The 19,800-nt window shown below is 38.5% G+C and carries 18 protein-coding genes and 1 pseudogene; 16 read left to right on the top strand and 3 right to left on the bottom strand.

Annotation, left to right across the window (positions count from 1 at the left end; genetic code table 11):
• The first annotated feature begins 22 nt into the window (after window positions 1-22).
• The 10 genes and pseudogenes from A6754_RS21990 to A6754_RS21945 form a co-directional block, all read left to right on the top strand.
• On the top strand, window positions 23-676 hold the full coding sequence (locus A6754_RS21990) for an HAD family hydrolase (protein WP_066451100.1): 654 nt from the start codon (window positions 23-25) through the stop codon (window positions 674-676).
• Window positions 666-1,283, top strand: coding sequence for an NUDIX hydrolase (locus A6754_RS21985; RefSeq protein ID WP_066451097.1), 618 nt, complete (start codon window positions 666-668; stop codon window positions 1,281-1,283). The genes A6754_RS21990 and A6754_RS21985 overlap by 11 nt, the downstream gene beginning before the upstream one ends.
• Before the next feature lie 938 nt (window positions 1,284-2,221).
• The gene (locus A6754_RS21980) at window positions 2,222-3,544 is read left to right on the top strand and encodes a hemolysin family protein (RefSeq protein ID WP_066451095.1); all 1,323 of its coding nucleotides are present in this window, start codon (window positions 2,222-2,224) and stop codon (window positions 3,542-3,544) included.
• Between the two features lie 549 nt (window positions 3,545-4,093).
• Window positions 4,094-5,047, top strand: a complete 954-nt coding sequence (gene phnD / locus A6754_RS21975) for a phosphate/phosphite/phosphonate ABC transporter substrate-binding protein (RefSeq protein WP_066451092.1) — start codon at window positions 4,094-4,096, stop codon at window positions 5,045-5,047.
• Between the two features lie 213 nt (window positions 5,048-5,260).
• On the top strand, window positions 5,261-6,034 hold the full coding sequence (gene phnC / locus A6754_RS21970; protein ID WP_066451089.1) for a phosphonate ABC transporter ATP-binding protein: 774 nt from the start codon (window positions 5,261-5,263) through the stop codon (window positions 6,032-6,034).
• Window positions 6,031-6,843, top strand: a complete 813-nt coding sequence (gene phnE / locus A6754_RS21965; RefSeq protein WP_066451082.1) for a phosphonate ABC transporter, permease protein PhnE — start codon at window positions 6,031-6,033, stop codon at window positions 6,841-6,843. The genes phnC and phnE (A6754_RS21965) overlap by 4 nt, the downstream gene beginning before the upstream one ends.
• Window positions 6,843-7,640 (top strand): phosphonate ABC transporter, permease protein PhnE, encoded by a 798-nt coding sequence (gene phnE / locus A6754_RS21960; protein ID WP_156495838.1) that lies wholly within the window; start codon window positions 6,843-6,845, stop codon window positions 7,638-7,640. The genes phnE (A6754_RS21965) and phnE (A6754_RS21960) overlap by 1 nt, the downstream gene beginning before the upstream one ends.
• Window positions 7,641-8,048: 408 nt before the next feature.
• Entirely contained in the window at window positions 8,049-8,888 is an 840-nt protein-coding gene (locus A6754_RS21955) for a manganese catalase (RefSeq protein ID WP_066451079.1), read from the top strand.
• A 799-nt stretch (window positions 8,889-9,687) separates the two neighbouring features.
• On the top strand, window positions 9,688-9,855 hold the full coding sequence (locus A6754_RS23080) for a hypothetical protein (protein WP_180320262.1): 168 nt from the start codon (window positions 9,688-9,690) through the stop codon (window positions 9,853-9,855).
• 15 nt (window positions 9,856-9,870) lie between these two features.
• A pseudogene (locus A6754_RS21945) lies at window positions 9,871-10,188 on the top strand (redoxin domain-containing protein); the annotation flags it as partial.
• Between the two features lie 168 nt (window positions 10,189-10,356).
• Here A6754_RS21945 and A6754_RS21940 read toward each other — a convergent pair.
• Both A6754_RS21940 and A6754_RS21935 read right to left on the bottom strand, forming a co-directional pair.
• Window positions 10,357-11,091 (bottom strand): class I SAM-dependent methyltransferase, encoded by a 735-nt coding sequence (locus A6754_RS21940; protein ID WP_066451069.1) that lies wholly within the window; start codon window positions 11,089-11,091, stop codon window positions 10,357-10,359.
• Window positions 11,092-11,359: 268 nt separating this feature from the next.
• Window positions 11,360-11,968: a flavin reductase family protein gene (locus tag A6754_RS21935; protein WP_066451064.1), complete on the bottom strand. Its 609-nt coding sequence runs from the start codon at window positions 11,966-11,968 to the stop codon at window positions 11,360-11,362.
• Window positions 11,969-12,057: 89 nt separating this feature from the next.
• Here A6754_RS21935 and A6754_RS21930 point away from each other — a divergent pair, with 89 nt between their 5' ends.
• From A6754_RS21930 to A6754_RS21905, 6 genes are all read left to right on the top strand, one after another.
• On the top strand, window positions 12,058-12,738 hold the full coding sequence (locus A6754_RS21930; protein WP_066451062.1) for an ArsR/SmtB family transcription factor: 681 nt from the start codon (window positions 12,058-12,060) through the stop codon (window positions 12,736-12,738).
• A 334-nt stretch (window positions 12,739-13,072) separates the two neighbouring features.
• Window positions 13,073-14,653: an L-lactate permease gene (locus tag A6754_RS21925; protein ID WP_066451059.1), complete on the top strand. Its 1,581-nt coding sequence runs from the start codon at window positions 13,073-13,075 to the stop codon at window positions 14,651-14,653.
• Between the two features lie 78 nt (window positions 14,654-14,731).
• Complete coding sequence (locus A6754_RS21920) at window positions 14,732-15,439, top strand: FadR/GntR family transcriptional regulator (RefSeq protein ID WP_066451056.1); 708 nt, start codon at window positions 14,732-14,734, stop codon at window positions 15,437-15,439.
• 40 nt (window positions 15,440-15,479) lie between these two features.
• Window positions 15,480-16,196 (top strand): (Fe-S)-binding protein, encoded by a 717-nt coding sequence (locus tag A6754_RS21915; protein ID WP_066451053.1) that lies wholly within the window; start codon window positions 15,480-15,482, stop codon window positions 16,194-16,196.
• Between the two features lie 17 nt (window positions 16,197-16,213).
• Complete coding sequence (locus A6754_RS21910) at window positions 16,214-17,656, top strand: LutB/LldF family L-lactate oxidation iron-sulfur protein (protein WP_066451049.1); 1,443 nt, start codon at window positions 16,214-16,216, stop codon at window positions 17,654-17,656.
• Complete coding sequence (locus A6754_RS21905; protein ID WP_180320261.1) at window positions 17,637-18,338, top strand: LutC/YkgG family protein; 702 nt, start codon at window positions 17,637-17,639, stop codon at window positions 18,336-18,338. Before A6754_RS21910 ends, A6754_RS21905 begins: the two co-directional genes overlap by 20 nt.
• 178 nt (window positions 18,339-18,516) lie before the next feature.
• Here A6754_RS21905 and A6754_RS21900 read toward each other — a convergent pair whose 3' ends face one another.
• On the bottom strand, window positions 18,517-19,779 hold the full coding sequence (locus A6754_RS21900) for a cation:dicarboxylate symporter family transporter (RefSeq protein ID WP_066451044.1): 1,263 nt from the start codon (window positions 19,777-19,779) through the stop codon (window positions 18,517-18,519).
• Between the last annotated feature and the right edge of the window lie 21 nt (window positions 19,780-19,800).

The raw sequence follows: 19,800 nt of genomic DNA, 5'->3' as shown, positions 1-19,800 counted from the left end.
AAAATTGAAAGGGTGTGTTCATATGAAAGCGGTAATCATAGATTTTGATGGAACTTTAGCGAATACCTTACCAATTTGTTATTGTGCTTTCAAAAAAGTATTTAGAGAGTTTGATAATAGAGAACTTTCGACAGAAGAGATTAAAGCCATGTTTGGGCCTTCTGAAACGGGGATTATTAGAGAGAATCTGTGTCATCAAAATAAAGAACAAGCAATTGAAATGTATTATGAAACCTATACAGCATTTCATGAAGATTTAGTAGAACATAATCAAGAAATAGATGATCTATTACAGTATTTAAAAAACATGGGAGTAAAGTTAGGAATTGTTACAGGAAAGGCAAAGAGGAGTTTGGATATTTCATTAAAAGCTCTACAAATGGAAGATTTATTTGATGTTACTATAACAGGTGATGATGTAACAAACCCAAAACCGCATCCTGAAGGGGTGATTAAGGCTTTATCTGATTTAGGTATAGACAGAAGTGAGGCAGTGTTTGTTGGAGATAGTGATGCTGATATCGAGGCAGGTACAAAGGCAAATGTTTATACAGTTGGAGTTCAATGGTTGCCTGATTATCAAACGGCGAAATTTACTATTGAACCTGATTCTTTCTTTAAAAGTGTAGCTGAATTTCTTGAATTAATAAAAATGGGTGTTCCAAATGAGTCATAAGTGGTTGGAGTGGGCAAAAAAAATTCAATCATTATCTCAAGCGGGATTAACTTTTTCAAAAGATGTTTATGACATTGAACGCTTTGAAGAGTTACGAAAAATAAGTGCTGAGATCATGGAAGAATATACTGGATTAGAAATGCAAAAAATCAAAGATTTATTTACTAATGAAACAGGATATCAAACTCCTAAGTTAGATGTTCGTGGTGTTGTGTTTAAAGATGATAAAATCTTAATGGTAAGAGAAAAAATTGACGATAGATGGTCTTTGCCTGGAGGGTTTTGTGATATAGGATTGTCACCTAAAGAAAACATTGTAAAAGAAATAAAAGAAGAATCGGGCTACGATGTAATCCCTACAAAATTACTTGCTTTATTAGACATGAATAAACATCCCCATCCACCTCAACCCTACCATTATTACAAATTGTTTATTCAATGTGAAATAGTGGGTGGGTATGCAACTGTAGGAGTGGAAACAAAAGGTATAGATTTTTACTTCGAAGATAATTTGCCTAACCTATCTTTAAACAGAAATACGGAATCTCAAATCAAATTACTATTTGACTTTCTAAGAAATTCAGATAAAGAAGCAATCATTGATTAACTACTCCTTAAACCTAATCACTACTATGTCTCAAAATTTTATAACCGTTCCTTAAACAAAAATAACGTACTTTAAATAAAAATAAGATTCCAAGACCGAAGGTTTCCTGATCCGATTCAGCAGACCTTCGGTCTTTTTTTGCTTGAAAAAGAAAGGGAGAAAAAGGCGAGAAAAGCATGAGGAAGAGCATGAAGAAAAGCGGGAGAAAGAAAGATTCAACAGGGTTTCGCAACGAAAAAGGAAGAAGAAAAAGCAGGAGCAAATGTGGGGGAACCCGCTCCTAAACCTTAAACCTTACGCCTACTATGGAACATTATTATTATCTCGGATTTAGTGAAAAGTCCGTACATAAATGAGGAAAAAGCGTGAAAAAAGCGGGAACGTTATTATTCTTTAAATGAAAGAGGAAGAGAGTGGGAAAAGGGCGTGAGCCTTAGAGGGAGAAGCGATTGAGGAAGAAAGGGGGAAGTGGAGCGGGGGAACGTTATTAAAATTCGAGGACAAAAAGTCCTCTAGGGTCTCCTTAGAGGACTTTGCTTTTATGTACAGATTCCGTTAGGTACACTAGACTGAACGCTCTCTGATTTCTCTCATTTTAAGATAAAACTCTTCTTCAAGATTATAGCCAAAGTAATTGGATAACTTACATAGCACTTCGGTAAGGGGAATATTGTAACTTGAAAAACACACTTCCAAGGAGCTGCTAGCAGGTTTTCATAATTGCTCTAATAATAAGAAGCACTGATTCTTCTTGAGAATTGGTGCTTTTTTGCGTTTAGATGGTGTGAATAGCCGAATTTAATTTAGAGAGCTAAGCCTTCTTCACTGCCGATAGAAACAGATGTTTAGAAATATATTTAAAAAGGAAATTTTGATAATTAAACAGCACTCAAGAGATATTAAGTATATAAAATCATATGAAAGAACGGTGAAATCTCTTGGACAATATAGGCATATCTATCTTAATCATATTGATTCTTATAGTGGCGAATGGTCTTTTTGCGATGACAGAGATTGCCATTGTAACATCTAAGAAAGCCCGGCTTGAGAGAATGCGTGATGAAGGAAATAATAAAGCAGCATATGCATTGAAATTAGCTGAGGATCCTAATCAATTACTATCAACCATTCAAATAGGCATTACCTTAATTGGTGTCATTACAGGTGCTTTTGGAGGAGCAACGATTGCCCGCCAGTTATCTGTTTATGTAGAACAGATTGAATTTCTTGCTCCTTACAGCTACCAGTTAAGCTTTATTATTGTCGTTGGGATCTCTACTTATTTATCGTTAATTATTGGTGAATTAGTTCCTAAGAGAATTGGTTTAGGAAATCCTGAGAAAGTTGCGAGTGCTGTTGCGAAGCCGATGTATTATTTTTCAAAAATTGGACGGCCTCTCATTTGGATATTAAGTAAATCAACTGAACTTCTTCTGAAAATTTTAGGGATTAAACCAAACAATGAACCAAATGTAACGGAAGAAGAAATCACACAGCTAATTGAAGAAGGTGTTTATAGCGGTGTGGTTGAAGAAATAGAGCAGGATATCGTCGAGCAGGTTTTTTATTTAGGAGATAAACGCCTAAGTGATATCCTGACAACTCGCACCAAGCTTATTTGGCTGGATATTGAAGATTCGTTTCAGGAAAACATGAAAATGATAAATGAAAGCCCACACTCTAAGTTCCCAGTTGGAAAAGGAAGTTTAGATCGTTTTCTTGGGATTATTCATACAAAAGACCTCTTATCGAAAGTGGCTGGAGGAGAGAAATTTGATCTGGCTGATTGTATTGAAGATACTCACATTCTTCCCGAATATATGAAAGTATTTCACGTGTTGGAAATCTTAAAAAAGTCCGGCAAACATGAAGCGGTAGTAACAGATGAATATGGAGGCATAGAAGGCTTTGTAACTCTTCATGATATTATTGAAAATATTGTTGGGGACATGCCGGAGGATGACGAAGAGGTTCCGCAAATTATTAAAAGAAATGAGGATACATGGCTGGCAGATGGGCTTGTTTCCATAGATGCCTTTATCCGATACTTCGACTTAGAGGACTCATCACTTTTAAAGGATCGAAGTCATTATCATACAATCGGCGGACTGTTCGCATACATAATTGGAAACTTACCTAAAATAAAAGATACCATTCAGGTAGAAGATTTAGAGATTGAAGTAATTGATATGGATGGAGCAAGGTTAGATAAATTGTTAATCACGAAGTTAAATACAGAAAAAGATATTGAAGAAGAATAGGCGGTTCTTATAAAGTTGCCTGTTTATATTAAAAACGAATCTATTCTTCCAGATGCTTAATAAATAAGATTGAGACAGTATTTTAATCTTGATAAGCCCGAACCATTAGTGGAACTTTATGCTCCCTAATTGTTTCGGGTTTTTTTGAGTTGAACACAACATATAAAACGGGTGGAATAGAGGGTAGGGTGAGCACCCTCAGAAGGCCAGATTCCGCAGTACAATGTAACGGTTCTGTTTGAATAGCTGATCCCTTATTTTAATAAGAAAAATAGGTCGTACAGAAAAAAATTAGCGATAAATATATACCCGTTATTCATAGACTTATGCATTTACCCATGTAAATATTTCGTAAATCTAATCATGATCAAAAATAGTAAATACTACCTAACCCTTTGAGCTTCAATAGATAGGCAAATAGAGGTGATTTCACCGAATGTAAAGCCATGTAAAAGCAGTGTATAAAAACCCCAGAATGGTAGAAAAGTAGATTTTCCGCAGTCATAATAGGTTTTAGGCAAAATTCATAAACTTCGGGAGGAATTAATTATGAAAAAATTTCTTGGTTTCTTGCTAATAACTCTATTAGCAGTAACTCTAGCAGCTTGCGGCGGAGAATCTTCAAGTAATGAAGATACATCAGGAGATTCAACAGATGATAGCAATGGAAGTGAAACTACTGAAACACCTGAAAGTCTTGTAATGGGATTTGTACCATCACAGGATTCAGATACAATTGCGGATACTGTTGAACCTTTAGCTGATCGCTTAAGCGAGGAGCTTGGCATGGAAGTAGAAGGTAAAGTTATGACAGATTACTCAGCACTTATCGAAGCAATGGGTGCAAATGAAGTACAAATTGGTTTCATTCCTGCATTTGCTTATGTACTAGCTAATGAGCAATACGGTGTTGATGTTCAATTAAAATCTGTTCGTTACGGAAGCGGAACTTATAAAGCACAATATGTTGTTCGCGCTGATTCTGGCATTGAGTCTTTAGAAGATTTAGAAGGAAAAATCTGGGCTTATCCTGATGCTGCTTCAACTTCTGGATTCCTTTTCCCAGCAGCACAATTAATGGGTGAGTTTGATATTGCTTCTGCTGAAGCGCTTCAAACTGAATTTTTCTCTGAAGCTATTGCAGCTGGCGGTCATGACACAGCAGCGATTGCTGTTTATGAAGGCGATGCAGATGTAGCAACTACATTTGATGATGTTCGTGGTGACCTTGTTGAGGAGTATCCAGATATTGAAGAAGAATTAAAGATTCTTGGCTATACTTCAGATATTCCAAACGATACAATCTCTACTGTTAAAGAATTAGATGAAGAGCTAGTTACAAAAATTAATGAAATATTCCTTTCTTTCAACGAAGATGAAGAAATGATCAAAATCATGAACGAAGTATACAGCTGGGATGCCATTGAGGCAGCTGAAGATGCTGAATACCAAGTTGTTCGTGACACATACTCAAAACTTAAAGATTCAATTACTTTAGACTAATATTGAATAACTTGGAGAGAGGAGGCAAGTTCTCCTCTCTTTTTACACTTTTAATAAGGTCAATTTGTATCATAGTTCATTCACTTAACGCAATTTGATCTGAAGTGTAAGGCAGTTTCCACCTTATCGGCTTGCCAATTCAGCAAACTCGCTTAAAGCAAGCTAAGAATTGAGGCTGTTAGAATACACCGAGAATAAAAGGGGTTATATCCAATGATTGAATTTAAAAATGTTTCCTTAACATATCCAAATGGAACAAAAGGTTTAAAGAATGTGAACTTAACAATTAATGAGGGTGAATTCGTTGTGATTGTCGGCCTTTCAGGTGCCGGTAAATCGACGTTAATCCGAAGTATAAATAAACTTGTTACAGCGACTGAAGGCGAACTATTAGTTGATAATGAAAATATTTTAACCCATAAAGGGAAAAGACTTCGCAGCCTCCGCACAAAAGTCGGAATGATCTTCCAAAATTACAATCTTGTAAAACGTTCCAATGTCTTTAAAAATGTATTAGCTGGCCGGCTTGGTCACACTGGCACATTGCGTTCACTCTTCAATTTATTCTCCAAAGAGGACCGCAGTCTTGCGTATGAAAGCCTTAAGCGTGTAAATATTGAAGAAAAAATATACAATCGTGCCGACGAACTAAGCGGCGGACAGCAGCAGCGTGTAAGTATAGCGCGTGTGCTTACTCAAAAGCCGAAGTATATCCTGGCAGATGAACCTGTTGCATCACTTGATCCGCCTACTTCTCACCAAGTTATGACATATTTAAGGAAAATCAATCAAGAAGATAATATTACAACGGTCGTAAATCTTCACTTTATTGATATGGCGATGGAATACGCGGATCGTATTATTGGTATGCGAGCTGGTGAGGTCGTATTTGATGGCCCTGCTTCAGAAGTATCTGAAAAAACATTTGAAGAAATATATGGCCGAACAATACGTGAAGGTGATCTTCGCGGAGGGACTGAGGCATGACAGAAAAAGAAATAAAAAAAACCAGTACCCAGTCACCTTCGGTTATTCCCTTAAAAGCCAAGTTTCGAGTTACAGTTATTTTCTTTATTGTACTAGCATTCTACCTTTTTAGTTCCTTTAAAACAGAATCTTCAATAACTGAGTTTATTGATGGAATTGGAAATATGGGAGAGCTATTTCAAAAATTTTTCCCGCCTAATTTAAGCCTATTTCAAGCCATTTGGCCAGCTTTAGCTGATACAATTCAGATGGCTATTATTGCAACGACAGCTGCAGGAATTCTCTGTATTCCATTAAGCTTACTGGCAGCCAATAATGTTACAACCAATAAAATTCTTTATAATATTGTCCGCTTTTTATTGAATATTTTAAGAACGATTCCAGATCTGGTACTTGCTGTTATTTTCGTTGCGTTATTCGGGATTGGAGCATTACCTGGTATTATCGCACTGGTTATCTTTTCCCTAGGATTACTAGCCAAATTAATAAGTGAAACGATTGAAGCAATTGATATGAATCCTTTAGAGGCGATGCAAGCATCTGGAGCGAATACAATTCAAACTATTTACTATGCTGTTGTGCCGCAAGTACTGCCTCAATTTACGTCATTTGTTTTATATGTTTTTGAAATTAATATCCGTGCCTCTGTTGTATTAGGGTTAGTAGGTGCCGGTGGAATTGGACAAATCCTTGATCAGCAGATCAAGTTCTATGAATATCCGAATGCAATGGGTATTATTATTATCATTTTTGCATTGGTGGTAATCATTGAATATATTAGTACAAAAGTAAGGGAGGCGATTGTCTGATGATGCATAATTTACCTCCTAAACCGAAGCGTTCAACTTTTAAGACAGTGCGAAATATCCTTATTGGGGTTATTTTAGCCGGGATCTATATTTGGACATTTATGGGGATTGATATTGACTTTGCCAAAGCTGTAGACCGGATGACTAACAATTATGCCCGTATTATTCCCAAACTTTTAGATCCTGACTGGTCAGCTCTATCAGATGTTTGGGCAGCCATGGTGGAAACGATTTATATCGCCTTTGCCGGCTCTTTAATGGCAGCTATTCTTGCCATTCCTCTTGGTTTCTTAGCTGCGCAAAACATGACAAATAACAGAGTATTAACGACAATTGGAAAATGGATCCTAAGTGCAATCCGTGCTTTCCCGGATATCATTTTAGCCATTTTATTTATAGTTGTTGTCGGACCAAAGCCTTTTGCGGGAGTCCTTGCCATTGCAATTGGTTCTACAGGAATGCTAGGGAAATTGTATTCTGAAGTTCTGGAATCTATCGATACAAATGTGGTGGAAGCCATGGAAGCGAATGGAGCTAACAAGCTGCAGATACTAGTTCATGGAATCCTTCCGCAGATTACACCTGAATTTCTTTCCTATGCCATCTATCGTTTTGAAATCGATGTGCGTGCTTCAACCATCCTCGGGATCGTCGGAGCAGGAGGTATAGGAACATTAATTGTATTTGCGAAAATGAATCGAAACTGGGAGGAAATGGGGCTTATCCTGTTGATGATCATTGTTGTTGTAACAGTCATTGACCTCATCTCTACTCAGATTCGGAAAAGACTTGTTTAGCAATTGGATCATCATATTGATTGGCTGACTTAATGGTGTTTCATTAAGTCAGCTTTTTTAATTAAAACGAGAACCATATTACGTAAGGGTGATCACATTTCCCTGTTTCATAAGATATAGATCGATGGGATTAGCATTCAGGATGGCATTTGAAAGGTTAATCTTAAAAAAGAGCTAATGGAAAGAGTCTTCTTTTGAAGGCTCTCCTTTTTTATTGGAAATCTATTTATTAAAGTTTTACACCTTGAATGATGGGTAAAAAAAGAATCGTAGACAGGAGATCCACAAAATCGAAAAGCTGCTTTTTGGTAGTAAGACTAATGGGTCACTTGCCTGCACAATGTTATACCTATTTGTGCTAAGTGCCCAAATCTTACTCGAAAAGCCTCTTAAATTAGGAGGAATATCATGTTTCGACATCAAAAAGAATTGCAATTTGAAGTAAAAGTAGATCGTCCCGACCCGCAGCTCGCCAAGCATATTCAAGAAGTATTAGGTGGTCAATTTGGTGAGATGTCAGTAATGATGCAGTATTTATTTCAAGGCTTTAACTGCCGCGGCAATGAAAAATATAAAGACATGCTAATGGATATCGGTACAGAAGAAATTGGCCATGTTGAAATGCTTTGCTCTTTGATTAGCCAATTGCTGGATGGCACTTCACCTGATCAGCAGGCAGAAGCAGCTAAAGATCCGACTTTGGCAGCCATTATGGGAGGAGTGAATCCTCAGCATTTAATCGTTAGCGGACTAGGGGCTACTCCTAAAGACTCTCAGGGTGTTCCATGGAATTCAGGTTATATAATAGCCAGCGGAAACCTGCTTGCTGATATGAGAGCAAATCTTAACGCAGAAAGTCAGGGAAGACTTCAAGTGGCCCGTATTTATCATATGACAGATGACGAGGGTGTTCGTACTACACTCCGTAAAATGCTTGCGCGTGACCGCTATCATCAATATCAGTGGATGGCTGCGATTGCCGAACTCGAAGAGAAAAACGGGGTAGTCGTACCTGCTAGCTTCCCGCCAGAAGCAGAGCAAGAGGCTCAGCCTCATGGATTAGAATTTTGGAACCTATCACAAGGCGAGGAATCATCTACAGGGCTGTGGGCTACTGGAAGTGCACCAGATGGAACGGGAGATTTCGTCTATGTAACTGAACCAGCAGCACAAGGCAACATCCCAGACCCCAAAGTCCCGGCAACAGAAGTGCATCATGATCTTGATGGAAAAACTTCCGATAAATAATATATGTAATACATTTATAAAAACCCTTCTCAAAACGAGAGGGGCTTTTTATTTACTCCATTTATTAAAAGGATTCTTCAGTCTTTCCTCTGCTTGAACCATGCTTTGTAAACTTTTCATATATAACCTGGAAACCATATAACACAAAGGACTTTATTAGAAAAACAAGTGATAATTGAAACTTTGTTAGCCTTACTAAAGATGCGTAACCAATTTTTTTAAACCATTCCATGCCAAAGTATGTAAAGAGAGAATCTACTAGGATATTTACTAATAGGTATAAATTAAACTTCCCGTAAGTGAATTTTAATATCCACATAGACCCAACAAGGAACGGGCCGAGTATAATGGGTAAGCCTCCCAGAAAATTTGATTTAAGGGAAATGGGAAACCACCACCACTTTCTCTTTTCTGCAAATTTAAATTCAAAAATGATATACAGACTCATGAAAAGGGAGGAAAGAATAAACCTTTTCACTGATTTTTTCCCAAGTAAAGGAAGGGATAACCAGGATAGAAGCACCATTCCTATATTTAAATAACTTGCCTTTTTCATTTGAACACCCCTGCTATTATTATACTTATATAAGTACTATTGCCTTTAAACGAGGCGTTTATGATTTAAATGGTAAAAAAGTGTAACAAATCTGCACTGCTATAAATTAGTTTATTCACTTTTCTGCATTGTACCTAAGAGGGAAATCATGTATCCTTTTTATTATTAGTTCTTATTGTTATTCATAATAGAGGTAGGCAGGTTAATTGCAGAGAGTTTAGAAAAAATCAAAAGGAGATAAAAATGAAAACAAAATCATTTCTTTTCATCATTTTGTCCATGCTCTTTTTATCAGCTTGCGGACAAAAGTCACTGAGTGAGCCTGTAACTCTGCTAAATCAGAATGCAGAAAAGGTTACATTTCCATCAGACAAACCGGCAGTATTTTTCTTTATTACAACATACACCTGAGGACTTTGCGCACAGCAACTGGTTCAGTTGCACGAAAATTTGGATATGTTAGCAGATTTAGATGTTGATATGTACGTAATTAGCAAGGATTCTCCAGAGGAACAGCTTCAATTATACAATGCTTTAAACGATGAATTTGGTCAAAGTATTCCTTTCATTTCTGATCCCGAACTAGAGCTAATTGATTCTATGGGAATGAAAAACGGAGATGTAGCATACAGAGGCTATGGGGTCATCGATTCTGACGGCAATATCGTACTTGCTGAGAAGAACGATCATTGGGGAGAGCAGATTGAGGATACTGTAGAGAATATTAAAGAGAGTGTAAATTGAGACATGAGGGGAACCTCTGTCTCTTTTGATGAAATTATGGGCTCTAGTTATACTGTAGATTTCATCATGTTTATAGAACTACAAGAGGCCGTGATCAGACATGGCCTCTTGCAGATTTATCTGTTGAATTTTTTGCTTGTTCTAGTTTGAACGTTCAGCGTTTGCACTCTACTTCTTAGCCCTTACTATCAGAAAGGGCGGACGGCGAGTCTCTTTTTTTAAGCCGGGCAATTTCCTCATAGCTTCTGCTGTAGGTAGTGGCTCTATTATTCTCTGAACTATTAAATCGTGATCAGTGAGAGTATTAATGATGGTTGAAAAGGTCCGATGATAAGTAATAACATTTTCTACAAGCCAATTTTGTGACCGCAGTCCTTCATTGTGGTAATGATCCAAAACAAAGTGCTGTATCTTTCCTTCGCTATCTACTACTCTGTCCTTAAACCCTTTATTAGCAGTAACAAATGGATGTTCAATTGAAAATAATAGAATACCATCTTCTTTTAAAGTCTTGCTGATTTTTTGGACGAGCTCATCGAAGCGCTCGATATAGTGAAAGGCTAAAGAGCTGCTAATAAAATCAACTGAACCTTCATCGGCAATAAAATTTTCGATACTACAATTTTGAAAATGTAAGTTATCTTTTTTATAGCGGCGATTAGCAGTCATAATCATGTTGGAAGATATATCAATTCCGGTAACCTTTTTAGCTCCCTGCTTTATACAGGATGCTGCAAAATCCCCCATCCCACAGCCAATATCTAAAACAACCTTTTCCTTAAGATCAGGAACTAGCGTTAAGAAATTTGGCTGCTCCAGCAAATTATTATAATTGTATTCTCGTTCTCTGATCGACTCATACTGCTGAAAAAATTCTGCATTATCATAAATGTTCTGTTTCACGTCTTTCTCCATTCCCATAACGTTATGAGTCATTTGCGCAAGTTTATTATGACATTATGATAAAATTAATAATAGACTTATAATTCAAATTTTAGTAAGATGTAGATAGAGGCATGGCTTCTTTAATTAAGCATTCATAAACAGGCGGCAATCTTCTTGGATTGCTGCCTTTCTTGTGTGCTGTAAGTGTTATGTAAAGTATGTTTCAAGGTGAATGCGGATGTTCGAGTATAATCGCCCTTACTGCATGGCAGCAGACTGTCCTCAATCAAGTTTCTGACCGAAACGATTTCCCGACTTCCTTTCCTAATCCAAAGTAATGTCTAAAATTATAAATTAGCGGACTCCACTTAGCGGGATCAACATAATGTTCGTGTTTAATAAGCTTTTCTTCTGCGTGAAAATGGATAACTTGAGTTTCTACAACGGCAAATAATCCATTATATTCTGGTATTCGAATATTCTTGACCACTGCCTCAATTTGAATTGGACATTCTTGTATACGGGTTGGCAAAACGGTTTTTGACGGCAAGGCTGTGAGTCCTGCTGCCTTGTATTTATCCTTTTTATATGTAAAACCAATATCTCTTTTACCTTTAGGGATATTCATTGTCCCTGTAAAGGAAGAGATATTCTCGACATTTGTCCATAGTTCTGGACCGGGTAAATTGATCACACATTCTTTATGTCTTTGTAAATTTTCAATTGCCTTTCCTCCTAAACCTACTCCGAGAACAATACAATCCCCTAAAGCCCAAGATGAAGACATCGGACTAATATTGGTCGTATTATCTTCATTAAGTGTATTCAAGAGCAGTGTTGGTGTTCCATAATACATAATTTTAGGTTTTATTTCTTTAAAGTTATTAATCTTCATTTTGATTCACTCCTGTCTATTCGTTACACTAGTAGTATAGGTTTTAAATAATACAACCCTCATCGAAATATGAATGTATGGAGGCAAAAATGAATCCGGATCTAGCGAAAATCGCTGCACTATTATCAGACCCCACTCGATCTGCCATACTGCTATGTTTAATGGACGGAACCATTCATCCGAGCTCAGAACTAGCTTATATAGCAAAAGTGAAACCTCAGACTGCCAGCTTTCATCTGCATAAGATGCTGGATGCGGATCTTGTAAGTGTTGAAAAGCACGGCAGGCATCGCTATTACAAGCTGAAAAGCAGTGAAGTAGCCAGAGTACTGGAACAATTACTGCATATAGCACCAAAAACGGCTGTGAATTCCCTCAATGAATTTAGAGAAAAAAGTGCAATCCATCTTGCGAGAACCTGCTATGACCACTTAGCCGGTTATGTAGGTGTGCAACTCACCAATGCATTGATGCAGCAAGGCTTTTTAACCAAAACAGATATGAATTTTGACATTACCGCGAAGGGGCGCATATTTCTGGAAGAGCTAGGAATTATAGAGGGAAATATAAGAAACAGCAGGAGAAAGTTTGCTCCTTGCTGCCTAGACTGGACTGAAAGGCAGCATCATATTGCAGGTGCTTTAGGGAATGCACTGCTCGAAAACTTGCTTGAAGCAGGTTGGTTTTCGCGGATCCCTAAAACTCGAGCGTTAAAAGTTACACCCAAAGGAAAGCTGGAATTGAAAAAGCGGTTTTCGATTCAGTTATGATAAAACGTTGAAAGTAAAATACAAAAGTTAATAAAGAATTTATTTAAACTGACCCCTATTTTTGATGGGGTTTTTATTATGCCGGGAGAGGACAAGTAAGGTTTTTAATAGACTGAAAGAGGTATAACATACTGACTTTGTTTTTAATCTGTGCTCGGCATCTAAAAGGCTGAGGTTTTAACAAACAATTTAAAAGTCAAATTAGTTCACAAAATAGTAACTTTTTCATTGTAAAATTATGAAATATATGTAACTATATTTATAAGGTCATCAGATGACCTGTTAATATGTAAACGCTTGTATTTTTTATGGAAAACAGGGGGGAAGGGTTTATATGTTACTGCTTATTGCACTAAGTGCGATTATTGCTCCTTTTTTATTTCTTGTTGTACTGAGAATGTCAGCAGCAAAAGGGATGGCAATCAGTTCAGTAATCGTAATTTTGTTAGCGCTTACGACTTGGGGGATGGAAGGGCAGGTTGTACTATCATCTGTTTTTCAAGGAACCCATAAAACATTGACTATTTTATGGATTTTATTTGGAGCTCTGGTTTTATTGAATACGCTTCAAAACACAGGGGCAGTTGATCGTATTAATCAAGGATTTCAAAGCATTTCAGGGGATATGCGTGTACAGGTAATTGTTGTCGCTTTCTTATTTGGTGCTCTTATTGAAGGAGCAGCAGGGTTCGGAACACCAGCTATGGTAACAGGACCATTATTATTAGCTCTTGGTTTTCGGCCTTTAGTAGCTGCGACAATCGCATTAATTGCTGATAGTACATCCGTTATGTTTGGTGCAGTAGGTACACCAGTGGCTGTCGGGTTAAGTAATATTCCTAATGCGGATACCAGTTTTTTTCATGACATTGCCGTGACAGTTACAAGTCTTGATTTGCTGGCAGGTACTTTTATTCCATTTATTCTAATGGTCGTATTATCGGCAGTTAGCGGGGATGGTTTGAAGGGTGCACTGCCAATGCTTCCGTGGACTTTGTTCATTGGCGTAATCTACACAGCTAGTGCTTTTGGTGTGGCAAGTTTGTTCGGTCATGAATTTGTATCGATCCTCGCTGCCCTCATTACTTTAGTTGTAGCAACACTTACAGCTTCTAAAGGGATCTTGCTTCCAAAAACAGAATGGAAAAAGGCAATGCGTGAGGACTTTACAGTTAGTAATCAAAGATCGTCAATGAGTATTATTACAGCTTGGTCACCGTATATTATAGTTGTTGCATTGTTATTGCTGACAAGAATTGTACCTTGGCTCAAGGAATTTACACAGACTGCAATTGATTTCACATGGACAAATATCTTAGGTGTTGAAGGGGTTACATCAGCTTGGGAGTTTTTGTATTCTCCAGGAACTGTCTTAACATTGGCAGCTATTTTTGCATTTATCATTCAGCGCAAATCACATAGCACATTCACACAAGCATCAAAGAAAGCATTAAGTACCATGAAAATCACTAGTATATCTTTAATTGCCACGTTAGCCATGGTGCAAGTATTTGTTAATTCAGGTATAAATGCGAATGATTTGAACAGCATGCCGCAATATATTGCAGAGTTGCTTGCTAATTCATTAGGTTCCGTTTGGATTTTCGTTGCGCCATTCCTGGGAGAGCTGGGAGCTTTTATTACTGGAAGTGCAACCGTTTCGACCTTAACTTTCTCACCGATTCAGTACAATGTGGCAGAGGCAATTGGATTAGACATCAATATTGTATTAGCTGTACAGCTGCTCGGTGCAGCAGCTGGGAATATGATTTGTGTGCATAATGTGGTGGCTGCGAGTGCTGTTGTTGGCTTATCCGGCAAAGAAGGAGAAATTATTCGCAAAACACTCGGACCTGCGATTGTGTATGGAGTCTTAGCAGGTATTTCAGGATTTCTCTTTTTAAATTTCTTCTAAACTTGTAAACATGATTTCCCATTGGTTTCTCCTGTAAGTAAACTTATATAATAGAGAGATAGATGGGGGTTGAAGATAGTGAATTATAAACGTGTCCGCGGGAAAAAGATTTATGAAGAAGTAGCAGAAACTATAATTGATTTTATAAAAAAAGGTGAATTGAAACCTGGTGATAAATTAGATTCTGTTGAAAAGTTAGCTAAAAGCTTTGAAGTGGGTCAGTCAACTATACGGGAAGCGCTTAGCGGTCTGAGAACGATGGGGTTAGTAGAGGTAAGGCACGGAGAAGGAACATTTGTAAACAGTTTTGATCCGTCCAAGTTCCAGCTGCCTGTTAATATCGCCTTTTTAATGAAAATTGAGGATATAAAAGAACTGTATCAGGTTCGTGAAATTTTAGAAGTGGGTACAGCTGCTCAGGCGGCTCTTGTTCATACGGAAGATGACCTGCTGGCGCTTGAGAAGGCAATTATTGTTATGGAAAATGCCAATGGCAATGAAGAATTGGCATCAAGTGGAGATATTGATTTCCATTTAGCCATAGCAAACGCAACACACAACAAATTATTAATTAATTTAATGAGCAGTGTTTCCTCAGTTATATCTGAAACGATTCAGGAAGCGAGAAAAGTTTTCTTATATTCGGGTAATACAATAGAAGACTTGAAAACAGAACATCGGAAAATCTATGAAGCTATAAAAAATAGACAGCCAAATGAAGCAAGACAGGCGATGCTTGAACATTTGCAGACTGTTCAGAAGCGTCTTTTTCAATATATCGAATAATAGAGCGGTGTTTTACCAAAATTTTTAGAGGTGAGTTAGTATGAAGGTTTCCTTATTTAGTACATGTCTAAGTGATATCCTCTTTGCTGATGTGGCAAAAAACACACTGGAAATTCTAGAGCGCTTAGGATGTACAGTGGATTATCCAATGGGGCAGACTTGCTGCGGCCAGCCTGCATATAATAGCGGCTATTTAAAGGAAGCGAAGCAGTCAATGAAACAGATGATGAAGGCTTTCCAGGACTCGGAATATATTGTCGGTCCATCCGGTTCATGTATTAGCATGCTTAAAGAATATCCTCATGTTTTTGCCGGAGATCCAGAATGGGAGCAGGAAGCGAAAACATTTGCTTCTAAATGCTATGAAATCACTGAGTTTTTAGTAGATGTGTTAAAAGTGACGGATGTCGGATCAACGTTTAAAGGAAAGGTGACATTCCACTCTTCTTGTCATATGAAACGGCTGCTGGGTGTAAAGGAACAGCCGAAAATATTGCTAAACAATGTAGAGGGAGTAGAATTAGTCACGCTGCCAAACGAGGAAGACTGCTGTGGGTTTGGGGGAACGTTTGCAGTGAAAAATGCAGCCATTTCACAGGAGATGGTTAGCGAGAAGTCGCGTCATGTTTCAGAAACGGAAGCAGAATATCTGGTCGGTGCAGACATGGGCTGCTTAATGAATATTGGCGGCCGAATGAGCCGTGAAGGAAAAAATGTCAAAATCGTTCATATCACAGAAATTTTAAACACCCATTAAGAAACGGAGGGATATACATGAGCGTCAAAATTGGCGAGATTCCATACAAAGAACGAATTCAAAACGGAATTAAGGATGACTTCATGAGGCAAGCCGTATCCTCCGCTCAAGGAAGATTTCGGAACGGAAGATTAACACAGGCAGAAGCATTAGGGAATTGGGAGGACTGGCGCCAGCTTGGTTCTGAAATTCGCGCACATACAATGGAGAATCTTGATTTCTATTTGCATCAATTAAGTGAGCAAGTGGCAAGACGCGGCGGGAATGTCTTTTTTGCTCAGACAGCTGAAGAAGCAAATGAGTATGTAAAAAATATCATTAAAAACAAAGAGGCCAAAAAAGTAGTTAAAGCAAAATCAATGGTCACAGAAGAAATTGGTTTAAATAATGCGCTTGAAGAAGCAGGAGCTGAGGTCGTTGAATCCGATTTAGGAGAGTGGATTTTACAATTAGACGAAGATCCTCCTTCACACATTGTAACTCCTGCCCTGCATAAAAATAAGCAGCAAATTCGTGAAACATTTTCCAAGAAAAAAGGCTATCAGGGATCAGATACTCCAGAAGAGCTGGCCGCTTTTGCAAGAGAGCAGCTGCGTCAGGATTTCCTTGCAGCGGATGTGGGCATTACAGGCTGTAACTTTGCGATAGCCGAGTCTGGTTCAATCACATTAGTTACAAATGAAGGAAATGCAGAAATGGTAACGAGTCTGCCGGATACCGTGATTACAGTGATGGGTATGGAAAGGATTGTTCCAACCTGGGAAGAGATGGAGGTTCTTGTTAGTTTATTAACTCGAGCTGCTGTTGGTCAAAAGCTTACGAGTTATATTACTGCTATTACAGGTGCCAAAGGGCCTGAAGAAGTAGATGGACCAGAAGAGTTTCACCTGGTTGTTGTTGACAACGGCCGTTCAAAAATACTTGGGACGGAATTTCAATCTGCACTTCATTGTATTCGCTGTGCAGCCTGCATTAATGCATGCCCTGTTTATCGGCATATTGGCGGCCATGCTTATAATTCCATTTATCCTGGACCAATCGGTGCAGTCATCACTCCGCTTTTAGAAGGGTATGACGATCATAAGGAACTGCCATACGCATCTACACTATGTGCAGCATGTACAGAGGCTTGCCCGGTGAAAATACCGCTTCATGAGCATTTGGTTCGCCACCGTCAAATCATTGTTGAAAGAGAAAAGAAAGCACCAATGGCCGAAAAGCTTATGATGAAAGGATTTGAACAATGGTCCAGCCATCCATCACTTTATAATCTAAGTGCAAAGCTCGCCAAGCCTGCTCTTGGACCATGGGTGAAGGATGAAGAAATTGAAAATGGACCTGGACCTTTAAAAGAATGGACTGACGTGCGCAATTTTAGTGTTCCGCAGGGTCAATCGTTCCGTGACTGGTTTAAGCAAAGGCAGAAAGATGGTGAGTCAAATGGCAATAAAGAATCGTGAGGCATTTTTAGATAAGCTGGCTGCCACACTTGGAAGGGAACGCCGCATTGAAGGGGTTGAGCGTCCAGAGTGGAGTGTAACACCTCAATATGAGGTCTTTAAAGATAAAACGCAAGATCAGTTAGTGGAGATTTTAGCTGAACATTGCAGAGTCATTCATACTGATTTTAAACGAACAGACCGCAAAGGATTAGTTAGCGTTCTCCAAGAAACCATAGATGAGTTCGCTGGGAAGTCTATTATTATGTCAAATGATACTCGGCATGAAGAATATGGGATCAATGAATTTTTTAAAGCGGCAGAGGACAGACTTGATGTTCATGTTTGGAATCCAGCTTTGGGCAAGAAAAATCAGGAGATAGCTGAATCTGCAGATGTTGGGCTTGTATTTAGTGACGTTACTTTAGCAGAGTCTGGTACCGTGACTTTGTTCAACCATAAGGATAATGGTCGCTCGATCAGCCTGCTGCCTAAGACTTTTATTGCGATTATTCCGAAAAGCACACTTGTAGCTCGAATGACGCAAGCTGCTGCACATATCCACAATATGCAGGAACAGGGTGAAGATGTACCATCCTATGTAAGCTTTATTACGGGTCCGAGCAATAGTGCTGATATTGAAATGAATCTGATTGTTGGGGTTCATGGACCTGTGAAAGCGACTTATATTGTGGTGGATTGAGGGAGGTTTGTGCGTAGGCTTGTGCGCGCAGGCTCGTGCAGGCTCGTCACAGTGACGCCCCGGAATTTGTCGAATCACGGCGAACAAAGAAAGAAACGCAACACAAAAAGGACAAGAAAAAGATCTTGTCCTTTTTGCTGTTTAATTTTTATAATAGTTGATCCTGTTCCCCGCAGCATTAAGAAGCTTTTACAACTTCTTCTGCCTCTGCTGGAGGGTTGAATTGACCTTCCCATTTGGCGATCACAATGGCTGCCAAGGAGTTTCCCGCAACATTTACCGCTGTACGCCCCATGTCAAGGATCCGGTCAATACCGGCAATAAATGCTAAGCCTTCAGGCGGCAATCCAATTGTACTAAATGTAGCTAATAGAACAACAAAGGATACACCTGGTACACCCGCCATTCCTTTAGAAGTAACCATTAAAACAAGCATCAGCGTGATTTGCTGTACAATGCTTAACTCGATGCCAAACATTTGTGCAATAAATAAAGAAGCTATTGCCTGATATAAAACGGAACCATCCAGGTTAAAAGAATAGCCTGTAGGAATAACAAAAGAGGCAATATGTTTTGGACTTCCTGCCTGCTCCATCTTCTCCATAATCCTTGGAAGTACCGTTTCTGAACTTGCGGTTGAAAAGGCAAGTAATAATTCACCTTTTATCATCTTCAATAATTTAAAAATACTAAATCCAACAAATTTGGCCATTAATCCTAAGATGACAATGACAAAAAAGATCATCGTTCCATAAACGGTAATGGCTAATTTCCCTAATGGAATTAAGGATGAAAAACCGTACTTAGAAATGGTTACACCAATTAGAGCAAACACGCCAATTGGAGCGTATTTCATAAAGAGGTTCGTCACATAAAACATTGCTTTTGCTGTACCCTCGAAAAATCTTAGTACTGGTTTCCCGATATCCCCTACTGCGGCAATACCAAGGCCAAATACTACAGCAAAAAAGATGATGGCCAGCATATCTCCTTCAACCATTGCTTGTACCGGATTTGTGGGCACTATATGCAGAAGTGTATCTGCAATGGATTTGTCCTCTTGCGCTTCATTCGTTTCAACATAGTTTGAAATGTCACTTTGCTGCAGAGTTTCCATGTTTAAGCCGGCACCTGGCTGGAATATATTAGCGGAGACTAGGCCTACTGCTATAGCAACCAGTGTCATACCGATAAAATATACTAAAGATTTGCCGCCAAGCTTACCAACAGACTTGATATCCCCAACACCAGCTATCGCAACAATGATCGTTGAGAGAACAATTGGGACAACAATCATCTTAATTAAACGGATAAATAGATCGCCCATTGGCTGCAGGATACTTTGAGCGGTTTCACTGCCATAAAAAATCCCGCCAACAATAATACCCAAAACGAGACCAATAAAAATTTGACTTGCTAAACTTAATTTAAACTTTTTCATTCATTACCCTACCTTCTTTTG

Origin of the sequence: Cytobacillus gottheilii (genome assembly GCF_001636345.1) — a bacterium.
GTDB classification, from domain to species: Bacteria; Bacillota; Bacilli; order Bacillales; family Cytobacillaceae; genus Cytobacillus; species Cytobacillus gottheilii.
The sequence above is the reverse complement of the archived record's forward strand: the minus strand, read 5'-3'. Positions and strand labels throughout refer to the sequence as shown.